Below are 16668 nucleotides of genomic sequence, written 5' to 3'. Positions count from 1 at the left end.
GCCACCAGATACGACAAGCTCTCCGTCCGCTACCAGGCAACCCTCGAGATCACCGCCATCAACGAATGGCTCCACCTACTTCGAAACACGGCCTAACCGCCCCACAACACAAACCCGCCCCCACACCCCACATGAACGCCCGACCACAACCGCTGTCCTACGAGTCGCCGGTCCGTGTTTCGGTCGACTACCTCGGATGTCGCGCGCCTCGCGCTGGAGCTCTCGTTCGAGCTGGTGGGGGTCCGGTTCGCGCTGCCGGCGTGGTCGGCTTTCCGTCGGCGGGTCAGCCGCGGGCGGCGACTATTCGGGCGACGGTCTTCTCCAGGGCGTAGGCGGGGTCGGCGGCGCCGCCCTTGACCTCCGCGTCGGCCTCGGCGACGGCGGTCAGCGCCCGTGCCACCCCGTCTCCCGACCAGCCGCGCAGCTGCTTCTGCACCCGATCGATCTTCCACGGCGGCATGCCCAGGTCCTTGGCCAGGGCCGCTCCCCGCGCGCCGCGCGGAGCGCCGCCGACCTTCGCCAGTCCGCGCACGCCCTGGGCGAGCGCGCTGACGATCAGGACGGGCGCCACACCGGTCGCCAGCGCCCAGCGGAGCTGCTCGAGGGCCTCGGCGAGCTGTCCCTCGATCGCCTTGTCCGCCACGGTGAAGCCGCTGACCTCGGCGCGCCCGCGGTAGTAGCGGGCGATGGCCGCATCGTCGATCTTTCCGCCGGTGTCGGCGACGAGCTGGCTGCAGGCCGCGGCCAGCTCGCGCAGGTCGTTGCCGACGGCCTCGATCAGCCCCCGCGCGCCGTCCGCCGAGATCTTCCCGCCCGCCTTGCGGATCTCGCCCCGGACGAAGTCGACCCGCTCCCCGGCCTTGGTGACCTTCGGGCACGAGATCTTGCGCGCCTTGAGCTTGGTCAGCCCGTCCACCAGGGCCTTGCCCTTGGCGCCGCCGGGGTGGACGGCGACGAGCACGACGTCCTCCGCCGGTGTCTTGGCGTATTTCAGCACCTCGGCCGTCAGGTCCTTGCCCAGATCCTGCGCCGAACGCAGCACGAGGACCTTCCCGCTGCCGAACAGCGACGGCGACGTCAGCTCGGCGATGCGTCCGGGCTCCAGCCCTCCCGGAGCCAGGTCGATGACCTCGGTCTCCGGATCCCCCGCCCGCACCGACGCGACGACGTCTCCGACCGCCCGATCCACGAGCAGCTCTTCATCACCGACGACCAGAATGATGGACTCAACCGACACCCTTGCAGCATGCCACGCCCCACCCACCCCCGCGGCCGACCACGAGGATCCCTCCCCCAACGCCTGGGTCAGTGGCGGGGGACGGTGACGAGACCGGACCGGGTGCGGGCTATGGCTATGTCTCCTTCCCTGTCGGTGCGGTGGATCTGGGTGTGGAGGCGGCCCAGGAGGGCGAGGGTGGCGCCGGACGGGTGGCCGTAGTCGTTGCGGGCTCCGACCGAGATCAAGGCGATGGAGGCTTGGGCGGCGGCCAGGAAGGCCGGGTCCTGGCTGCGCGAGCCGTGGTGCGGGACCTTCAGCACCTGGACGCGGGGGACACTCGCTTCCAGGGCGCGCTGGGCTTCCAGTTCCACATCGCCGGCCAGGAGAGCGCTGAAGCCCGGTTTGCGGGCGACGAGGACCACGCTCGCGTTGTTGATCGTGGTGCCGTCGTCCCCGGGTGACAGGGCGGGGCCGGTGGTCAGCGGGGCCAGGACGGAGAGGGTGAGGTCTCCGACGCGCCACTGCCGGCCGGTCTCCGCGGGGTCGACGCGGAGGCCGGACGTGCGGCGCGCCTCGCGGCCCGAGGTGCGGGGCGTGATCAGCACCTCGCGGACGGCGCGGCCGTGGCGGACGCCGGAGACGCCGTTGATGTGGTCGGCGTGCGGGTGGGTCAGGACCATGAGCGGGACGTCGGTCACGCCGAGGCGGCGAAGGCATCGGTCCACCGGGGCGGGGTCGGGGCCCGCGTCCACGACGACGGCCTGCCCCGGCCCGGCCGACAGCGCCAGGGCATCGCCCTGGCCGACGTCACAGGCGACCATCTGCCAGCCCGGCGGCGGCCATGACGGGGCGATGACGCGAAGGGCGACGACTCCGATGAGGACCCCGGTCATGGCCGCGGCCGTGAGGAGGCGGAGACGGCGGCTGCGCAGGGCCAGGGCCGCCGCCCCCGCGCCCAGGAGGAGGGTGGTGGCGCCCAGAGCGCCGCTCGTCCACGGAATGGTCGCGTAGGGCAGCGACGCGGCGGTTCGCGCGACCCAGATGATCCAGCCCACGGCCAGGCCGGCGGGCCACACGATGACGCGGGCGAGCGGCGGGGAGAAGGGGGCGGTGACCGCGGCGAGGGCGCCCAGGAGGGTGGCGGGGGCGACGGCCGGGGCCGCGAGCAGGTTGGCGAACACGGAGACGGCGCCGATCTCCCCGGACAGCATCACCAGGACGGGTGCGACGGCCGCCTGGGCGGCGGCCGCGACGGCGAGGGCGGCCGCGAGCGGGCCCGGCATCCGGCGGGCGAGCCGCTCGTGCCAGGGCGGGGCCAGGACGAGCAGGCCGGCCGTCGCGAGGGCCGACAGCGCGAACCCGTAGGAACGCGCCAGTTCCGGGTCGACGAGGACGAGGAGCAGCACCGCCGCCGCCAGGGCGGGCAGGCCCTGGCGCTGCCGTCCGGTGAGCAGCGCCAGAAGGCTGATCAGCCCCATGACGGTCGCCCGGAGGACGCTCGGCTCCGGACGGGCGACGACCACGAACGCGCACACGGCGAGGACGGCGACGGGTGGGGCCCGGCGCCGGCCGAGCCCGGCGAGGCGGCACAGCCCGAGGACCGCCCCGATGACGATCGCCAGGTTCGCGCCGGAGACCACGAGGAGGTGGGTGAGCCCGGCGATGCGGAACTCCTCCGCGAGTTCCGGGTCGAGGCGCGAGGTGTCGCCGACGACCATCGCCGGAAGGACCGCGCGCCTGTCGGGCGGGAGCCGGGCCACGGCCGCTCGCAGCCGCGCCCGCACGTGCTCGGCGGCGCGCTGGATCGCCGACGGCGGCCCGAGGACGGCCGGCGGCCCGCGCACGATCACGACCGCGGCGAGCAGGCCGGGGCCCCTCGGCGGCACGAAGCGGCCGCGGAGCCGGATGCGCTGGCTGGGGATCAGGCGGAGCCAGCGCGGATCCGAGGCGATCAGCAGCACCGGGACGCGGACCCCGGTTCGCTCCACGGCCTCCGCCCGCGCGCGGATGATGATCACTGGTCGCCCGTTCCCGGGCCTGGCCCGCGGGTCCCCGGTCACCACGGCCTCGGCCGTCGCGAACCGTCCCGCACGGGCCAGCTCTCGCGCGGGCCCCGTCCCGACGGCCGTCGTCCGCAGCGCCACCCCGCAGGCCGACGCCGCGGCGCAGGCCAGGGCCGCCCCGGCGAGCAGCCGCCACCCGTTCCCCGACCCCGCACCGCCGCCTTCCGCCCGCCGCGCGATCGGAACGAGTCGTCTGAGGGAGCGCTCGAACCGGCCGCCGCCCACGCCCCGCGCGACATCGCCAAGGCGGGACGCAGTGAAGTAGCGGTCGCGCTGGTTGCCGTTCTTGGGTCGGGCGGGGCTCTGCTGCGGGTGGCGGGAGTTGTCGGCACTCGTCTGCCATGGGGGGTCGCCGTTCGGGAGATGCGTGGGCGTGAGTTCGTGAGGGTCAACTGGGTGTTCCGGGGTGTCTGCGTTTCGGTGAAGAGGTGCTTGCCCCTTGGGCGGTGAGGTGCTTGCGGGTGGGCAGTGGGTGGTCAGGAGGTAGAGGGACGCGGCGGCGGCGGTCGCCGCCAGGCCGTAGATGAGGGGCCCGGGCAGCCCTGTGGTCGCGGCGGCGGCGAGCCAGGTGGCGAGCGCCGGGGCCAGGAGGCGGAGGTCGTGGGTCAAACCCGGACCATCGCCTTCAGGTCGGCGAACCGGTGGGCGCCGATGCCGCTGACGTCCTGGAGTTGCTCGACGGAGCGGAAGCCGCCGTGCTGGGTGCGGTAGGCGACGATGCGCTGGGCGAGGACGGGCCCGACGCCGGGAAGGTCGTCCAGTTGGTCGGGGGTGGCCGCGTTGAGGTCGAGAGGGGCGCCGGGCGCACCCGGAGCGGGCGGGGCCGCGCCGCCGGGCGGCGGTGGGGGCGGTGACGGCGCGCGGACGCCGACGGGGATCTGCTCGCCGTCCACCAGGGGGCGGGCCAGGTTGAGGGTGCCCGTCTTCGCGCCCGGACGGACCCCGCCCGCGGCCTTGATCGCTTCGGCGACCCGGGAACCGGACGGCAGGGTGATCACGCCCGGGTGCTCGACCTTGCCGAGGACGTGGACGACCACCGGGGAGGACGCCGAGGCCGCCGGGGCGGCCGACAGGGTGGGACGCGGTTCGACGAGGGAGGCGGTCGCCGCGGGGGCCGCCGGCTGGGGGCGCGGCCGGGCGAGCCAGAGATACCCGACGGCCACCAGGGCGGCGAGCACGCCGACGAGGACGAGCGTGCGGACGTGGGAGCGGTCGGGCGTCGCGCGTAACCGGGCGGCCGGCGGCGCGTCGGCCGGGGCGGCGGGCGGCTTCCAACGGCCCGTGAGTGCGTGCAGGCGGTCTTCGATGTCAGGGCTCATGGAGCCTGACGTTAAGGAGGCCGGCCGGGCGGGTGCGCGGGGTTCGGAAAGTGTGGATAACCCTGGGTCAGCGGCGCCGGGACGCCGCGGCCGCGAGGACGAGCAGCGCCGCCAGGAGGGCCGCGACGCGGGTCAGCGTGCCGGGCGTCGCGAGGTAGACGCCACCGAAGACGGCGATCGCGAGGACGTTCGACAGCAGCGCGCCCGTGTTCGTCAGGGCGGAGACGGACGAGGCCTGCGCCGGTCCCGCGGCCCCGGTGATCCGGTCGACCAGAGGGCTGAAGGCGGCGGCGTGACCGGCCCCGGCGGCGTACAGGAGGGGCACCGCCAGGAGCACCGGCCAGCCGTCCCGGGTCAGGAGGGCCAGTGCCGAAGCGGCCGCGGCGAACGTGAGCAGACCCCATGTCGGCAGGTCCCCTCGCAGAGAGAGGGGCAGGCGCGTCCACCCCAGGCCCGCCGTCGCGAAGCCCGCCGTGTACGGGAGGAACGTGAGCCCGGCGTGGAGCGGCGAGAAGCCGAGCACGTTCTGCAGGTAGAGCGCGAGCGTGAAGAGGAAGCCGGTGTAGGCGCCCATCACCGCGCAGGAGGCGAACAGGCCGGGTTTGATGAACGGTCTGCGCAGCACCGAGAGGTCCAGAAGCGGCGACGCCGTTCTCAGCTCATGGACGCAGAAGATGGCGAGCACAACGCATCCCGTCGCTATGGACGGCCACGTCCACAGCGGCCAGTGCTGTTCCCTGCCGAGAACCAGGGGCACGACGAGCGCGCCCATGCCGCAGGAGAGGAGGACCACGCCGGGCAGGTCCAGGCGGACGGGCTTCCTGTGTTCCGGCGGCATCAGACGTGGTCCGATGGCGAGGAGCGCGGCCCCCACAGGGACATTGACCAGGAAGATGGGCCGCCAACTGCCGCCGAGGGTCACGATGACGCCTCCCGCCACCTGGCCCAAGGCGACCCCCAACGCCAGGACCATCGAGTACAGGCCGAGTGCACGTGCCCTGGCCGCCCCCTTGAAGGACAGCTGAATCAAGGAGAGAACCTGCGGAAGCAGGAGTGCGGCCGCTGCACCCTGGCAGATCCTCGCGGCGACAAGGACGGCACCGGTCGGCGCCAGCCCGCACGCCAACGATGCGACCGTGAAGCCGAACAGCCCGAGGAAGAACATCGAGCGGTGGCCGTAGCTGTCGCCCAGCCGCGCGCCCGTGACCACGAGGACGGCCAAGGCGAAGATGTAGCCGCCCGTGACGAGTTGCAGCAGAGAGCCGGACGCGTGCAGACCTTCCGCGATGTCCGGCATCGCCACCGCCACGATGGAGCCGTCCATCGACACCATCGCCTGCCCCGTGAGCAGCATCGCTAGAAGCCATCGTCCGACCATTCCGCGAGTGTGCTGGGCGGCCTTCCGGCGGCGCTTGAAGATGTTTGCCCCTGCGTACGATGACGGGCATGCGCGAATCGACCACCGTGGCGGAGACGGAAGACTTCTCTGTCCACGCGGTGCGCTGCACGGGGCACCAGCCCGGATGGTCGGAGCCCGAGCCGTTCACCGGGGATCAGATCGTCCTGGTGCGGTCGGGGCGGTTCCGCATGCGGTCGCGCCACGGACGCGCCGTCGTCGACCGCACCATGGGCTATGCCCAGACCGTCGGTGAGGAGGGCCAGTTCGCGCATCCCGCGGGCGGCGACGTGTGCACGTCGATCATGCTCTCCCCCGCCCTGTGGCGGCGCCCGTCCGGGACGGTCAGGGTCAGCGCGCGGGCGGACGTCGCCCATCGCCTCCTCCTGCGCTCCGGCCCCGACGTGGCCTTCGAGACGGCCGAGCGGCTGATGGGCCTGCTCGCCCACCTCGCCGTTGACGAGCAGGGCGGGAAGCGCCGCGCCCTGGTCGACGAGGCACGCGAGGCCATGGCGAGCGGCCATCAGGAGGCGGCCGGGCTCGTCTCCCTGGCACGGCTCCTGGAGGTCTCCCCCTCCCACCTGAGCCGGACGTTCCGCCGCGAGACCGGCATGTCCGTCACTCGTTACCGGAACAGGATCCGGGTGGGGCTCGCCCTGGACCGCCTGGAGCAGGGCGAACGGGACCTGTCCGGCCTCGCCGCCGATCTCGGCTTCGCCGACCACGCGCATCTCACCCGGACGGTCAGGGCGGAGACCGGTCACCCGCCGACCGTCCTGCGCCGCCTCCTGCGCCCCTGAAGCCCTCCTCCCGGCGCCCGCGGGTCAGAACTGGGGGGCGATGACGACACCCAGCATGCCGGGGCCGACGTGGGCGCCGATGACGGGGCCGACCTCGCCGACGTAGACGTCCTGGACGTGCGGGACGCGTTCGCGCAGCCGGGCGGCGAGGGTCTCGGCGCGGGCGGCGGCAGAGAGGTGCTGGACGCCGAGGTCGACGCGCCGGGCTCCGGCCTCGGCCACGGCCAGCTCCTCCAGCCGGGCGAGCGCCCGCGAGGACGTGCGGACCTTCTCCAGCGGCGCGATGCGCCCGCCGGTGATCTCCAGGAGCGGCTTCACCATCAGCGCGGAGCCCCACAGGGAGGCGGCGGCGCCGATCCGGCCGCCCCGCCGCAGGTGCTCCAGGGTGTCGACGTAGATGAGGGAGCGGGTGAGCCCGGCCCGCCGGACGGCGGCGGACACGGCGTCGTCGGCGGACCCGCCCGCCATCGCGGCGGCCGCCGCGGAGAGCGCGGCGAATCCGAGGCCCATGCCGATGGTCCCGCTGTCGACGACCCGCACGGGCACGGGGGCGCCCTCGGCGGCGAGCCGCGCCGCCTCGACCGTCCCCGACATGGCGGAGGCCAGGTGCACGGAGACCACCTCGCGCGCGCCCGAGGCGGCGGCCGCCTCGTAGGCGTCGGCGAACCGCCGGGGCGCGGGGCGGGACGTGGTGACGGGGTGCCATTCCTTCAGCGCCAGGGCGGCCTCGGCGGTGCTGATGTCGCCTTCGTCCCGGGTGGCGCCGCCGACGGCGATCTGCAGGGGGACGACGGTCAGCCCGTGCCGTTCGGCGAGCCCGGGGGGAAGGTAGGCGGTGGAATCGGTGACGACCGCGACCGCGCTGCCCATGCCGGCGACACTACCCGCCGCCCCCGCCTCCTCCGTCAGGGCTGGACGGGGACGCCGCCGCGCCAGATGCGCAGGGCGCGGAGCCCGAACGCCCAGGCGAAGGCGCCCTCGTGGTCGGCGTCCCACAGGACGATGTCGGCGAGCATGCCCGGGGCGAGGGAGCCGCGGTCGCCGACGCGCAGCGCGGCGGCGCCGCCGAGGGTGGCGGCGCGCAGCGCCTCGGTCACGCTGAGCCCGAACATCGCGACCGACAGCCCGATGACGAGGGGCATGGAGGTGATGCCGCACTGGCCGGGGTTGTGGTCGGTGCCGAGGGCGACGGTGACGCCGCGGTCGAGCATCTGCCGGACGGGCGCGGGGGCGCGGCTGCTGTTGAGGGAGCTGCCGGGGCAGACGGTGGCGGTGACGCCGGCGTGGGCGAGGGCCTTGATGTCGTCGTCGTTGGCCTGGGTGAGCAGGTCGGCGGAGGCACAGCCGACCTCGGCGGCGACCTGGGCGGCGCCGATGCGCTCGTTGGCGCAGGCGTGCATGCGGGCCTTGAGGCCGGCGCGCTTGCCGGTGAGCAGGAGGGCGCGGGCCTCCTCGGCGGTGAAGTGGCCCTCGTCGCAGTAGACGTCGATCGAGTCGGCGCCGGCGACGGCGGCGTCGCCGGCCCAGAGGCGGACGGCCTCGATGTAGTCGCGGCGGCGTCCGAAGAACTCGGGCGGCAGGATGTGCGCGGCGAGGAACGTGGCGTGGATGCGGGGCATGGAGGGCTCGCCCTCCAGCGACCGCAGCATCCGGATGTCGGCGAGCTCGCCGTCGCGGGTGAGGTGGTAGCCGGTCTTGGCCTCGACGGTGGTGGTGCCGGCGAGGATCCACTGGCGGAGCCGTTCGCGGACGCCGTTGCAGAGCGTCCAGGGGTCGGTTCCCCGGGTGACGGTCACGGTGGAGTTGACGCCGCCGCCCGCCGCGGTGATGGCCGAGTGGGACGAGCCGCTGGTGCGCATGGCGAGCTCGGCCCACCGGTTGCCCGCGTAGACGGGGTGGGAGTGGGCGTCGATGAGGCCGGGCGTGACGAGGCCGCCGCCGAGATTCTCGACGTGGTCGACGTCGACGATGTCGTCGATGATGCCGGGGACGCTCTGCGGGAGGTCGGAGGCGGGCCCGGCCCAGACGATGCGGTCGTCGTGGATGAGCACCGCGGCGTTGCTGCAGACGTCGGTGCCCGTCCAGAGCCTGCCGATGTTCGTCAACAGCCGTACCGTCATAGGGTCACCGACCTGGATGGGGCCATGCGCACGTGAGCGCGGTGCAGGATGCCGTGGGGCGACGGTGCGGGCCGCGGTCCCTCGTTCGAGCGTTCGGACCTGCCATGGTTGGGCCACCTGCTCTCGATCCGAAACGCCGACTGGGTGCCGGCGGCTCCACCTGTGGAGGGTCGGGTGGCCGGGGGGCCACCGCTGGCAACGAGACCGGAGGTATCGGTTTCGTCACGGTAGTGCACGGAACGTCCGTCCGACAACCTCTGATCGCAGCACATTGACACCCATCACCCCGCCCCTTAGCTCTACGACGGTACGGATTTCAACCGCACCGTCAAGCGGATTGGACAAGCTGTCATCGTTCGGCGACCAAGGGGCGTCTTCGGACGTTCTCGAATCGGTCACTGGGCCCATCCCAAACCCACCGGGGCTCCTGCGGAGGCACCCGGTGGGTGAGGATGATCAGGCCGTCGGGGAGACGGTCTCGTACTGGGCCAGTTCACCCGCGAGGTCGACCGGAAGGCGGGCGTGCAGAACGGTGCCCTCGGCGACGTGCTCCTGCTTGAGGACCTCGCCGCGCTCGTGCACGCGCGCGACGAGGTCGCCGCGCTCGTACGGCACCAGGACGTGCAGTTCGCTCTCCAGACCCGGCAGGTCGGCCTCGATCGCGGCGCGCAGCTCCTCGATGCCGAACCCGGTGCGGGCGGACACGACGACGCTGTGCGGCTCACGGCGCTGCAGGCGCGCGATCGCGAGCTCGTCGGCGGCGTCCGCCTTGTTGATCACGATGATCTCCGGGATGCGGTCCGCGCCGATCTCGCGCAGCACCTCGCGGACGGCGTCGATCTGCGCCTCGGGGTCGGCGTCGGAGCCGTCGACGACGTGCAGGACCAGCCCGGCGTCGGTGACCTCCTCCAGCGTCGAGCGGAACGCCTCGACGAGCTGGTGCGGCAGGTGCCGGACGAACCCGACGGTGTCGGCCAGGGTGTAGGCGCGGCCGCCCGGCGTCTCGGCGCGCCGGACGGTGGGGTCGAGGGTGGCGAACAGCGCGTCCTCCACCAGGACCCCGGCGCCCGTGAGCCGGTTGAGCAGGGACGACTTGCCCGCGTTGGTGTAGCCGGCGATGGCCACGGCGGGCACCTGGTGGCGGCGCCGCTCGCCGCGCTTGGTGTCGCGCGACTTGGACATCTCGGCGATCTGGCGGCGCAGCTTGGCCATCCGGGTGCGGATCCGCCGCCGGTCCAGCTCGATCTTGGTCTCGCCGGGGCCGCGGCCGCCGATGCCGACGCCGCCCGCGGCGCGCCCGCCGACCTGCCGGGACAGGTTGCCGCCCCAGCCGCGCAGCCGCGGCATCAGGTAGTCGAGCTGCGCGAGCTCCACCTGCGCCTTGCCCTCGCGGCTCTTGGCGTGCTGGGCGAAGATGTCCAGGATCAGCGCCGTCCGGTCGATCACCTTGACCTGGACGGTCTCCTCCAGGTGGCGCAGCTGGCTCGGCGCCAGCTCGCCGTCGCAGATGACGGTGTCCGCGCCGGTGGAGATCACGATGTCGCGCAGCTCCGCCGCCTTGCCGGAGCCGATGTAGGTCGCCGAGTCGGGGCGGGTCCGGCGCTGGACGAGGCCCTCGAGCACCTGCGAGCCCGCGGTCTCGGCGAGCAGCGCCAGCTCGCGCAGGGAGTTCTCGGCCTCCGCGGCCGTCCCCTCCGTCCACACGCCGACGAGCACGACCCGCTCAAGCCGGAGGGCGCGGTACTCGACCTCGGTGACGTCGGTCAGTTCGGTGGAGAGGCCCGCGACGCGGCGCAGTGCCCGTCGCTCTTCCAGGTCGAGCTCGCCCGTCAGGGGCTCGTACTCGAACTCGTCAGGGGCCTGGGTCTCGTCTGCAGAGAAAGGTTCAGTCATATGTCCTCGTAGAACGCCGCTTCGCGGCCGTATCTTCCCCGCGATGGTCTCACGCACCATCCCCACCGGTCACCTGGTTATCACCCGGTTTCCCCCTGGGTTGACGCAAGCGCGCGCGGGGAGGTCTGCAGGGGACCCCGCTTTGACCGGCCTCCGTACCGGCGAGTACCGTTCTCCACATAACAGAAGTCGAATTTCGCTATACGAAAGGGCAGGCAGATGGCTGGACTGGAAGGCATCGAGGTCACCGGACCCCTCGGCGAGCGGTACGAGGAGATCCTGACCCCCGAGGCGCTCGGCCTGCTCGCCGCCCTGCAGCGCGAGCTGGGCGCCCGCCGCAAGGAGCTGCTGGAGGCGCGCGCGGAGCGCCAGCGCAAGCTGTCCGCGGGCGGGACCCTCGACTTCCTGCCCGAGACCGCCGGCATCCGCGGCGACGACTCCTGGCGCGTCGCCGCGCCCGCGCCCGGCCTGGAGGACCGCCGCGTCGAGATCACCGGCCCGACCGACCGGAAGATGACGATCAACGCGCTGAACTCGGGCGCCAAGGTGTGGCTGGCCGACTTCGAGGACGCCAACACCCCGCTGTGGAACAACATGGTCGAGGGGCAGCTCAACCTGCGGGACGCCCTCGACCGCACCATCGACTTCACCGACGCCAGGAGCGGCAAGTCCTACGCGCTGAAGGACGACGGGGAGCTCGCGACGATCGTCGTCCGGCCGCGCGGCTGGCACATGGAGGAGAAGCACCTGCTCGTCGACGGCGAGCCCATGTCCGGGTCGCTGTTCGACTTCGGCCTCTACTTCTTCCACAGCGCCCGCAGGCAGCTCGACAAGGGCAAGGGCCCCTACTTCTACCTGCCGAAGATGGAGAGCCACCTCGAGGCGCGGCTCTGGAACGACGCGTTCAACCTCGCCCAGGACGCCCTGGAGATCCCGCGCGGCACCATCCGCGCGACCGTGCTGATCGAGACGATCCCGGCCGCGTTCGAGATGGAGGAGATCCTCTACGAGCTGCGCGACCACTCGGCCGGCCTGAACGCGGGCCGCTGGGACTACCTCTTCTCGGTGATCAAGAAGTTCCGGGACCGGGGCACCGACTACGTGCTGCCCGAGCGCAACGCGATCACGATGACCGCGCCGTTCATGCGGGCCTACACCGAACTGCTCGTGCGGACGTGCCACAAGCGGGGCGCGCACGCGATCGGCGGCATGGCGGCGTTCATCCCGTCCCGCCGCGACGAGGAGGTCAACCGGGTCGCGCTGGAGAAGGTCCGCGCCGACAAGACCCGCGAGTCCGGCGACGGCTTCGACGGCTCCTGGGTCGCCCACCCCGACCTCGTCCCGGTCTGCCGCGAGGTGTTCGACGGCGTCCTCGGGGACAGGCCGAACCAGCGCGACCGGCTCCGCGAGGACGTGCACGTCTCCGCCGCCGACCTGCTCAACGTCAAGGCCACCCCCGGTGAGATCACCGAGGCGGGCCTGCGCAACAACATCGACGTGGCGCTGCGCTACCTGGCCACCTGGCTGGACGGCGCCGGCGCGGTCGCGATCCACAACCTGATGGAGGACGCGGCCACCGCGGAGATCTCCCGCTCCCAGGTGTGGCAGTGGATCTACAACGGCGTCTCCACCGCGGAGGGCCAGAAGATCACCAAGGAGTGGGTGGAGCAGCTCCTGGACGAGGAGCTGGGCAAGATCCGCGAGGAGCTGGGGCAGGCGTACAACGAGCCCCGCTACAACCAGGCCGTGGAGCTCTTCAAGGAGGTCACGCTGGCCGACGAGTACTCCGAGTTCCTCACCACGCCGGCCTACCAGCAGTTCCCGTAGGGGGCCGGCTCCGGCGGCGTTCGCGGGCCGTCCGGGAGAGGCGTTCCGGACGGCCCGCAGGGCCTTGCGACCGCTCGGCGGGCGAGGGATCGTGGAGAGAGTGGAGACCATGCTCACGGCGCTCGGACTCAGGCTGGAGGCGCTGCTCGGGCCCGGCCGGGTGATCAGCGATCCGGTGCGGCTGCGCACCTACGAGTGCGACGGCCTCACCAACCACCGGTGCACGCCCGGCGTCGTCGTGCTGCCCGACACGGCCGAGCAGATCGCCGCGATCGTGCGGGAGTGCGCGGCGGCCGGGGTCCCCTACGTCGCGCGCGGGTCGGGCACGGGCCTGTCGGGCGGGGCGCTCCCCCGCGCCGACGGCGTGCTGATCGTCACGTCCCGGATGAACCGGATCCTGGAGATCGACATCCCCGGGCAGCGGGCCGTGGTGGAGCCGGGCGTGATCAACCTGGACGTGACGCGGGCCGTCCGCCCGCACGGGTACTACTTCGCGCCCGACCCGTCCAGCCAGCAGATCTGCTCGGTGGGCGGCAACGTCGCCGAGAACTCCGGCGGCGCGCACTGCCTGAAGTACGGGTTCACCGCCCACCACGTGCTGGCCTGCGAGGTCGTCACGCCCGACGGCGAGCTCGTCGAGCTCGCGGCGGACGGGCCCGGCTACGACCTGCTCGGCGTGTTCGTCGGGGCGGAGGGCACGCTCGGCATCGCCACCAAGATCACGGTGCGGCTGACGCGGGTCCCCGAGACCGTGCAGACGCTGCTGGCCGCGTTCGGCTCGATCGAGGCGGGCGGCGCGGCGGTGTCGGCGATCATCGGCGCGGGCGTCGTCCCGGCGGCGATCGAGATGATGGACGCGCTGGCGATCGAGGCGGCCGAGGCGGCGGTCCGCTGCGAGTACCCGCCGGGCGCCGGCGCGGTGCTGATCGTGGAGCTGGACGGCCCGGAGGCCGAGGTCGCCGCCCAGTTCACCGAGGTGGAGCGGATGTGCCGGGACGCGGGCGCCTTCGAGATCCGCATCGCCGCCGACGACGCGCAGCGGGCGCTGATCTGGAAGGGGCGCAAGTCGGCGTTCGCGGCCGTGGGCCGGATCAGCCCCGCCTACCTCGTCCAGGACGGCGTCATCCCCCGGACGGTGCTCCCGGACGTCCTGGCCAGGATCGACGCCCTGTCCGCCAAGTCGGGCGTGCGGGTCGCGAACGTGTTCCACGCGGGAGACGGCAACCTGCATCCGCTGGTGCTGTTCGACGACGCCGAGCCGGGCGCGGAGGAGCGCGCCGAGGAGGTCTCGGGCGCGATCCTCGACCTGTGCATCGAGCACGGCGGCTCCATCACCGGCGAGCACGGGGTCGGCGTGGACAAGGCCCGCTACATGCCGCGCATGTTCACCGACGCCGACCTGGACACGATGCAGATGGTCCGCTGCGGCTTCGATCCGGCGGGGCTGTGCAATCCGGGCAAGGTCTTCCCCACGCCGCGGCTGTGCGGGGAGGTGCCCGGCAAACGCAAGGGCCCGCACCCGTTCGAGGGAAAGGCGGACATCTTCTGATGCGGCCCCTGGACGCCCTGGCGAAGGTCTGCGGCGACGTACGGCCCGGTGAGGCCGCCGAAGGCGTGCTCGGCGTGGAGCCCGCGCTCGTCGCGGCGCCGAAGAACCTGACTGAGGCCGCCGACGTCATGCGCGTGGCCGCCGAGAAGGGCCTGGCCGTCGTCCCGCGTGGGGCCGAGACCCGGTTGGACTGGGGCGAGCCACCGGATCGCTGCGATCTGCTCATCGACACCCATCGGCTCAACAGGCTCGTCGAGCACACGGCAGGCGACCTCGTCGCCAAAGCGGAGGCCGGGCTCGCGATGGAGGACTTCGCCGAGAAACTGGCCGAACGGGGGCAGCGGCTCGCGCTCGACGTCCCGCTACCGGGTTCGACGGTCGGCGGGACGATCGCCACGAGCGCCGCCGGTCCCCTGCGCACGCTCTACGGGACGCCCAGGAACCTGGTCATCGGGCTCACGGTCGTCCGGGCGGACGGCCAGGTCGCGCGCTCCGGAGGCAAGGTCGTCAAGAACGTCGCCGGGTACGACCTGGGGCGGCTCTTCGCCGGTTCCTACGGAACGCTCGGCCTGATCGTGGACGCCACGTTCCGCCTGCATCCGATCCCCGAGGCGACCGCGTACGTGACGTGCGCCGTCGACGGGCCGGAGGACGCGCACGACGCGGTCCAGACCGTCCTGCACTCCCCCGTCGCCCCGAGCGCGGTCGAGTACATCAGCCCGGGAACGTTCGCGGTCTTCCTGGAGGGCGTTCCCGACGGCGTCGCCGCGCGCTCTCGGCAGACCGCGGAGCTCCTCGGTGAAAAAGCCGAGATCTCCGGCACCGCACCGGACGGCTGGGGCCTCTACCCGGAGGGCACCACCCTCATCGACATCGGCGCCCCGCCGCCCTCGCTCCGCGACGTCATCCGCACGCTCGGCCCGGACGCCGCCGCCACCTGGAGCGCCGGCGGGCACGGTCACGTCGGGCTTCCCGCCGGTCTCGGCCCGAACGAGGTGGCCGATGTCCTCGGTCGTCTGAGGGACGTGCTGAAGACGCATCGCGGTCACGCCGTCGTCCGCTACGCGCCGCAGGAGGTGCGCGGCGAGATCGACCTGTGGGGGCCGGTTCCGGCGCTGACGCTGATGCGGCGGGTGAAGGACCAGTTCGACCCGGATCACCGGCTGTCCCCGGGCCGTTTCGTAGGAGGGATGTGATGAGCGCCCAAGACGACCTCCCGGACCTGCTCAACGACTGCGTGCACTGCGGTTTCTGCCTTCCGACATGCCCCACCTATGTGCTGTGGGGCGAGGAGATGGACTCTCCCCGGGGCCGCATCCATCTGATGCAGCAGCACGCGGACGGCGAACCGCTCAGCGGGCCGATGGTCGAGCACTTCGACCGCTGCCTCGGATGCATGGCGTGCGTGACGTCCTGCCCGTCCGGCGTGCAGTACGACAGGCTCATCGAGATGACCCGCGCCGACGTCGAACGCGAACACCCCCGTTCGCTGAAGGAACGCGCCCTACGGGAGATGGTCTTCCAGCTGTTCCCGTACAGGCGGAGGCTCCGAGCCCTGCGCGGGCCCCTGCGCGCCTACCAGAAATCGGGGCTGGAACGACTCGCGCGGCGCAGCGGCCTCCTGGAACGCGTTTCACCGTCCCTGGCGGCGATGGAACGGCTCGCGCCGCCTCTCGGCAAGGCGCCGAGGCTCCCCGAGCGGGTCGCCGCGCGCGGGGAGCGCCGCGCCACGGTCGGGATGCTGACCGGGTGCGTCCAGGGCGAGTTCTTCCCGGGCGTCAACGCCGCCACGGCCCGCGTGCTGGCGATGGAGGGCTGCGACGTCGTCATCCCCAGGAACCAGGGGTGCTGCGGCGCGCTGTCCCTGCACTCGGGACGGGAGGAGGAGGCCCGCGCCTTCGCCCGCCGGACGGTCGAGACCTTCGAGGCCGTCGACGTGATCGTGGTGAACTCCGCGGGCTGCGGGTCCGCGATGAAGGAGTACCGGGCGCTGCTGGCCGACGATCCGGAATGGTCCGGGCGGGCAGAGGCGCTCTCGGACAAAACGCGGGACCTGGCCGAGTACCTGGTGGAGCTCGGGCCGCGGGCCGAGCGGCGGCCGCTTCCGGTCATGGTCGCCTACCACGACGCCTGCCACCTCGCCCACGCGCAGGGCATCCGGAGCCAGCCCCGCGAGCTGCTCTCCGCCATCCCCCGGCTGACCGTCCGCGAGATCGCCGAACCGGACGTCTGCTGCGGATCCGCCGGGACCTATAACCTGTTCCAGCCGGAGGCCGCCGGAGAGCTCGGCGACCGCAAGGCGGTGAACGTGGACGCCACCGGAGCCGAACTACTGGTCGCCGCCAACCCCGGCTGCTCGATGCAGATCGCCACGGCGCTGCGCCGGCGCGGGGCCGCCATCGCGGTCGCGCACACCGCGCAGGTGCTGGACGCCTCCCTGCGAGGACTCGGCCGCGATGCCCTTATCGCGCGCGGTTCGTAG

12 protein-coding genes are annotated in these 16668 nt (G+C 72.9%); 5 read left to right on the top strand and 7 right to left on the bottom strand.

What is annotated here, in order from left to right; translation table 11 throughout:
• Positions 1-283: 283 nt before the first annotated feature.
• The 4 genes from holA to AB0C87_RS39935 form a co-directional block, all read right to left on the bottom strand.
• Positions 284-1237 (bottom strand): DNA polymerase III subunit delta, encoded by a 954-nt coding sequence (gene holA, locus AB0C87_RS39950; RefSeq protein WP_345174372.1) that lies wholly within the window; start codon positions 1235-1237, stop codon positions 284-286.
• Between the two features lie 68 nt (positions 1238-1305).
• Complete coding sequence (locus AB0C87_RS39945) at positions 1306-3891, bottom strand: ComEC/Rec2 family competence protein (RefSeq protein ID WP_360581780.1); 2586 nt, start codon at positions 3889-3891, stop codon at positions 1306-1308.
• Complete coding sequence (locus tag AB0C87_RS39940; protein WP_360581779.1) at positions 3888-4601, bottom strand: ComEA family DNA-binding protein; 714 nt, start codon at positions 4599-4601, stop codon at positions 3888-3890. Before AB0C87_RS39940 ends, AB0C87_RS39945 begins: the two co-directional genes overlap by 4 nt.
• 67 nt (positions 4602-4668) lie before the next feature.
• Positions 4669-5979: an MFS transporter gene (locus AB0C87_RS39935; RefSeq protein ID WP_360581778.1), complete on the bottom strand. Its 1311-nt coding sequence runs from the start codon at positions 5977-5979 to the stop codon at positions 4669-4671.
• 68 nt (positions 5980-6047) lie between these two features.
• Here AB0C87_RS39935 and AB0C87_RS39930 point away from each other — a divergent pair, with 68 nt between their 5' ends.
• A complete protein-coding gene (locus AB0C87_RS39930; protein WP_345174366.1) occupies positions 6048-6797 on the top strand; it encodes an AraC family transcriptional regulator in 750 nt (249 codons plus the stop codon).
• A 24-nt stretch (positions 6798-6821) separates the two neighbouring features.
• On the opposite strand, the gene AB0C87_RS39925 is transcribed toward AB0C87_RS39930, so the two are convergent.
• The 3 genes from AB0C87_RS39925 to hflX form a co-directional block, all read right to left on the bottom strand.
• Positions 6822-7667: a DegV family protein gene (locus AB0C87_RS39925; protein ID WP_360581777.1), complete on the bottom strand. Its 846-nt coding sequence runs from the start codon at positions 7665-7667 to the stop codon at positions 6822-6824.
• A gap of 35 nt (positions 7668-7702) precedes the next feature.
• A complete protein-coding gene (hutI, locus tag AB0C87_RS39920) occupies positions 7703-8917 on the bottom strand; it encodes an imidazolonepropionase (protein ID WP_067631854.1) in 1215 nt (404 codons plus the stop codon).
• A gap of 456 nt (positions 8918-9373) precedes the next feature.
• A complete protein-coding gene (gene hflX / locus AB0C87_RS39915) occupies positions 9374-10810 on the bottom strand; it encodes a GTPase HflX (RefSeq protein ID WP_345174362.1) in 1437 nt (478 codons plus the stop codon).
• 219 nt (positions 10811-11029) lie between these two features.
• Between hflX and aceB the strand changes: the two genes are divergently transcribed.
• The 4 genes from aceB to AB0C87_RS39895 all read left to right on the top strand — a co-directional run bounded on the left by aceB (position 11030) and on the right by AB0C87_RS39895 (position 16668).
• Positions 11030-12637, top strand: coding sequence for a malate synthase A (aceB, locus tag AB0C87_RS39910; protein WP_345174360.1), 1608 nt, complete (start codon positions 11030-11032; stop codon positions 12635-12637).
• A 109-nt stretch (positions 12638-12746) separates the two neighbouring features.
• The gene (locus AB0C87_RS39905; RefSeq protein ID WP_345174748.1) at positions 12747-14186 is read left to right on the top strand and encodes an FAD-linked oxidase C-terminal domain-containing protein; all 1440 of its coding nucleotides are present in this window, start codon (positions 12747-12749) and stop codon (positions 14184-14186) included.
• Complete coding sequence (locus tag AB0C87_RS39900) at positions 14186-15382, top strand: FAD-binding oxidoreductase (protein WP_360581776.1); 1197 nt, start codon at positions 14186-14188, stop codon at positions 15380-15382. Before AB0C87_RS39905 ends, AB0C87_RS39900 begins: the two co-directional genes overlap by 1 nt.
• Positions 15382-16668 (top strand): heterodisulfide reductase-related iron-sulfur binding cluster, encoded by a 1287-nt coding sequence (locus AB0C87_RS39895; RefSeq protein ID WP_360581775.1) that lies wholly within the window; start codon positions 15382-15384, stop codon positions 16666-16668. The genes AB0C87_RS39900 and AB0C87_RS39895 overlap by 1 nt, the downstream gene beginning before the upstream one ends.

Origin of the sequence: Actinomadura sp. NPDC048021 (assembly GCF_040653135.1) — a bacterium.
GTDB classification, from domain to species: domain Bacteria; phylum Actinomycetota; class Actinomycetes; order Streptosporangiales; family Streptosporangiaceae; genus Spirillospora; species Spirillospora verrucosospora.
Note: the sequence above shows the minus strand (reverse complement) of the source record. Positions and strands in the feature narration are given on the sequence as shown.

Excerpts from the sequence above, each read along its gene's own strand:
- AB0C87_RS39940 (WP_360581779.1), bottom strand. The coding sequence starts at position 4,601 with ATGAGCCCTGACATCGAAGACCGCCTGCACGCACTCACGGGCCGTTGG.
- AB0C87_RS39935 (WP_360581778.1), bottom strand. The coding sequence starts at position 5,979 with ATGGTCGGACGATGGCTTCTAGCGATGCTGCTCACGGGGCAGGCGATG.
- AB0C87_RS39930 (WP_345174366.1), top strand. The coding sequence starts at position 6,048 with ATGCGCGAATCGACCACCGTGGCGGAGACGGAAGACTTCTCTGTCCAC.
- AB0C87_RS39925 (WP_360581777.1), bottom strand. The coding sequence starts at position 7,667 with ATGGGCAGCGCGGTCGCGGTCGTCACCGATTCCACCGCCTACCTTCCC.
- hutI (WP_067631854.1), bottom strand. The coding sequence starts at position 8,917 with ATGACGGTACGGCTGTTGACGAACATCGGCAGGCTCTGGACGGGCACC.
- hflX (WP_345174362.1), bottom strand. The coding sequence starts at position 10,810 with ATGACTGAACCTTTCTCTGCAGACGAGACCCAGGCCCCTGACGAGTTC.
- aceB (WP_345174360.1), top strand. The coding sequence starts at position 11,030 with ATGGCTGGACTGGAAGGCATCGAGGTCACCGGACCCCTCGGCGAGCGG.
- AB0C87_RS39905 (WP_345174748.1), top strand. The coding sequence starts at position 12,747 with ATGCTCACGGCGCTCGGACTCAGGCTGGAGGCGCTGCTCGGGCCCGGC.
- AB0C87_RS39900 (WP_360581776.1), top strand. The coding sequence starts at position 14,186 with ATGCGGCCCCTGGACGCCCTGGCGAAGGTCTGCGGCGACGTACGGCCC.
- AB0C87_RS39895 (WP_360581775.1), top strand. The coding sequence starts at position 15,382 with ATGAGCGCCCAAGACGACCTCCCGGACCTGCTCAACGACTGCGTGCAC.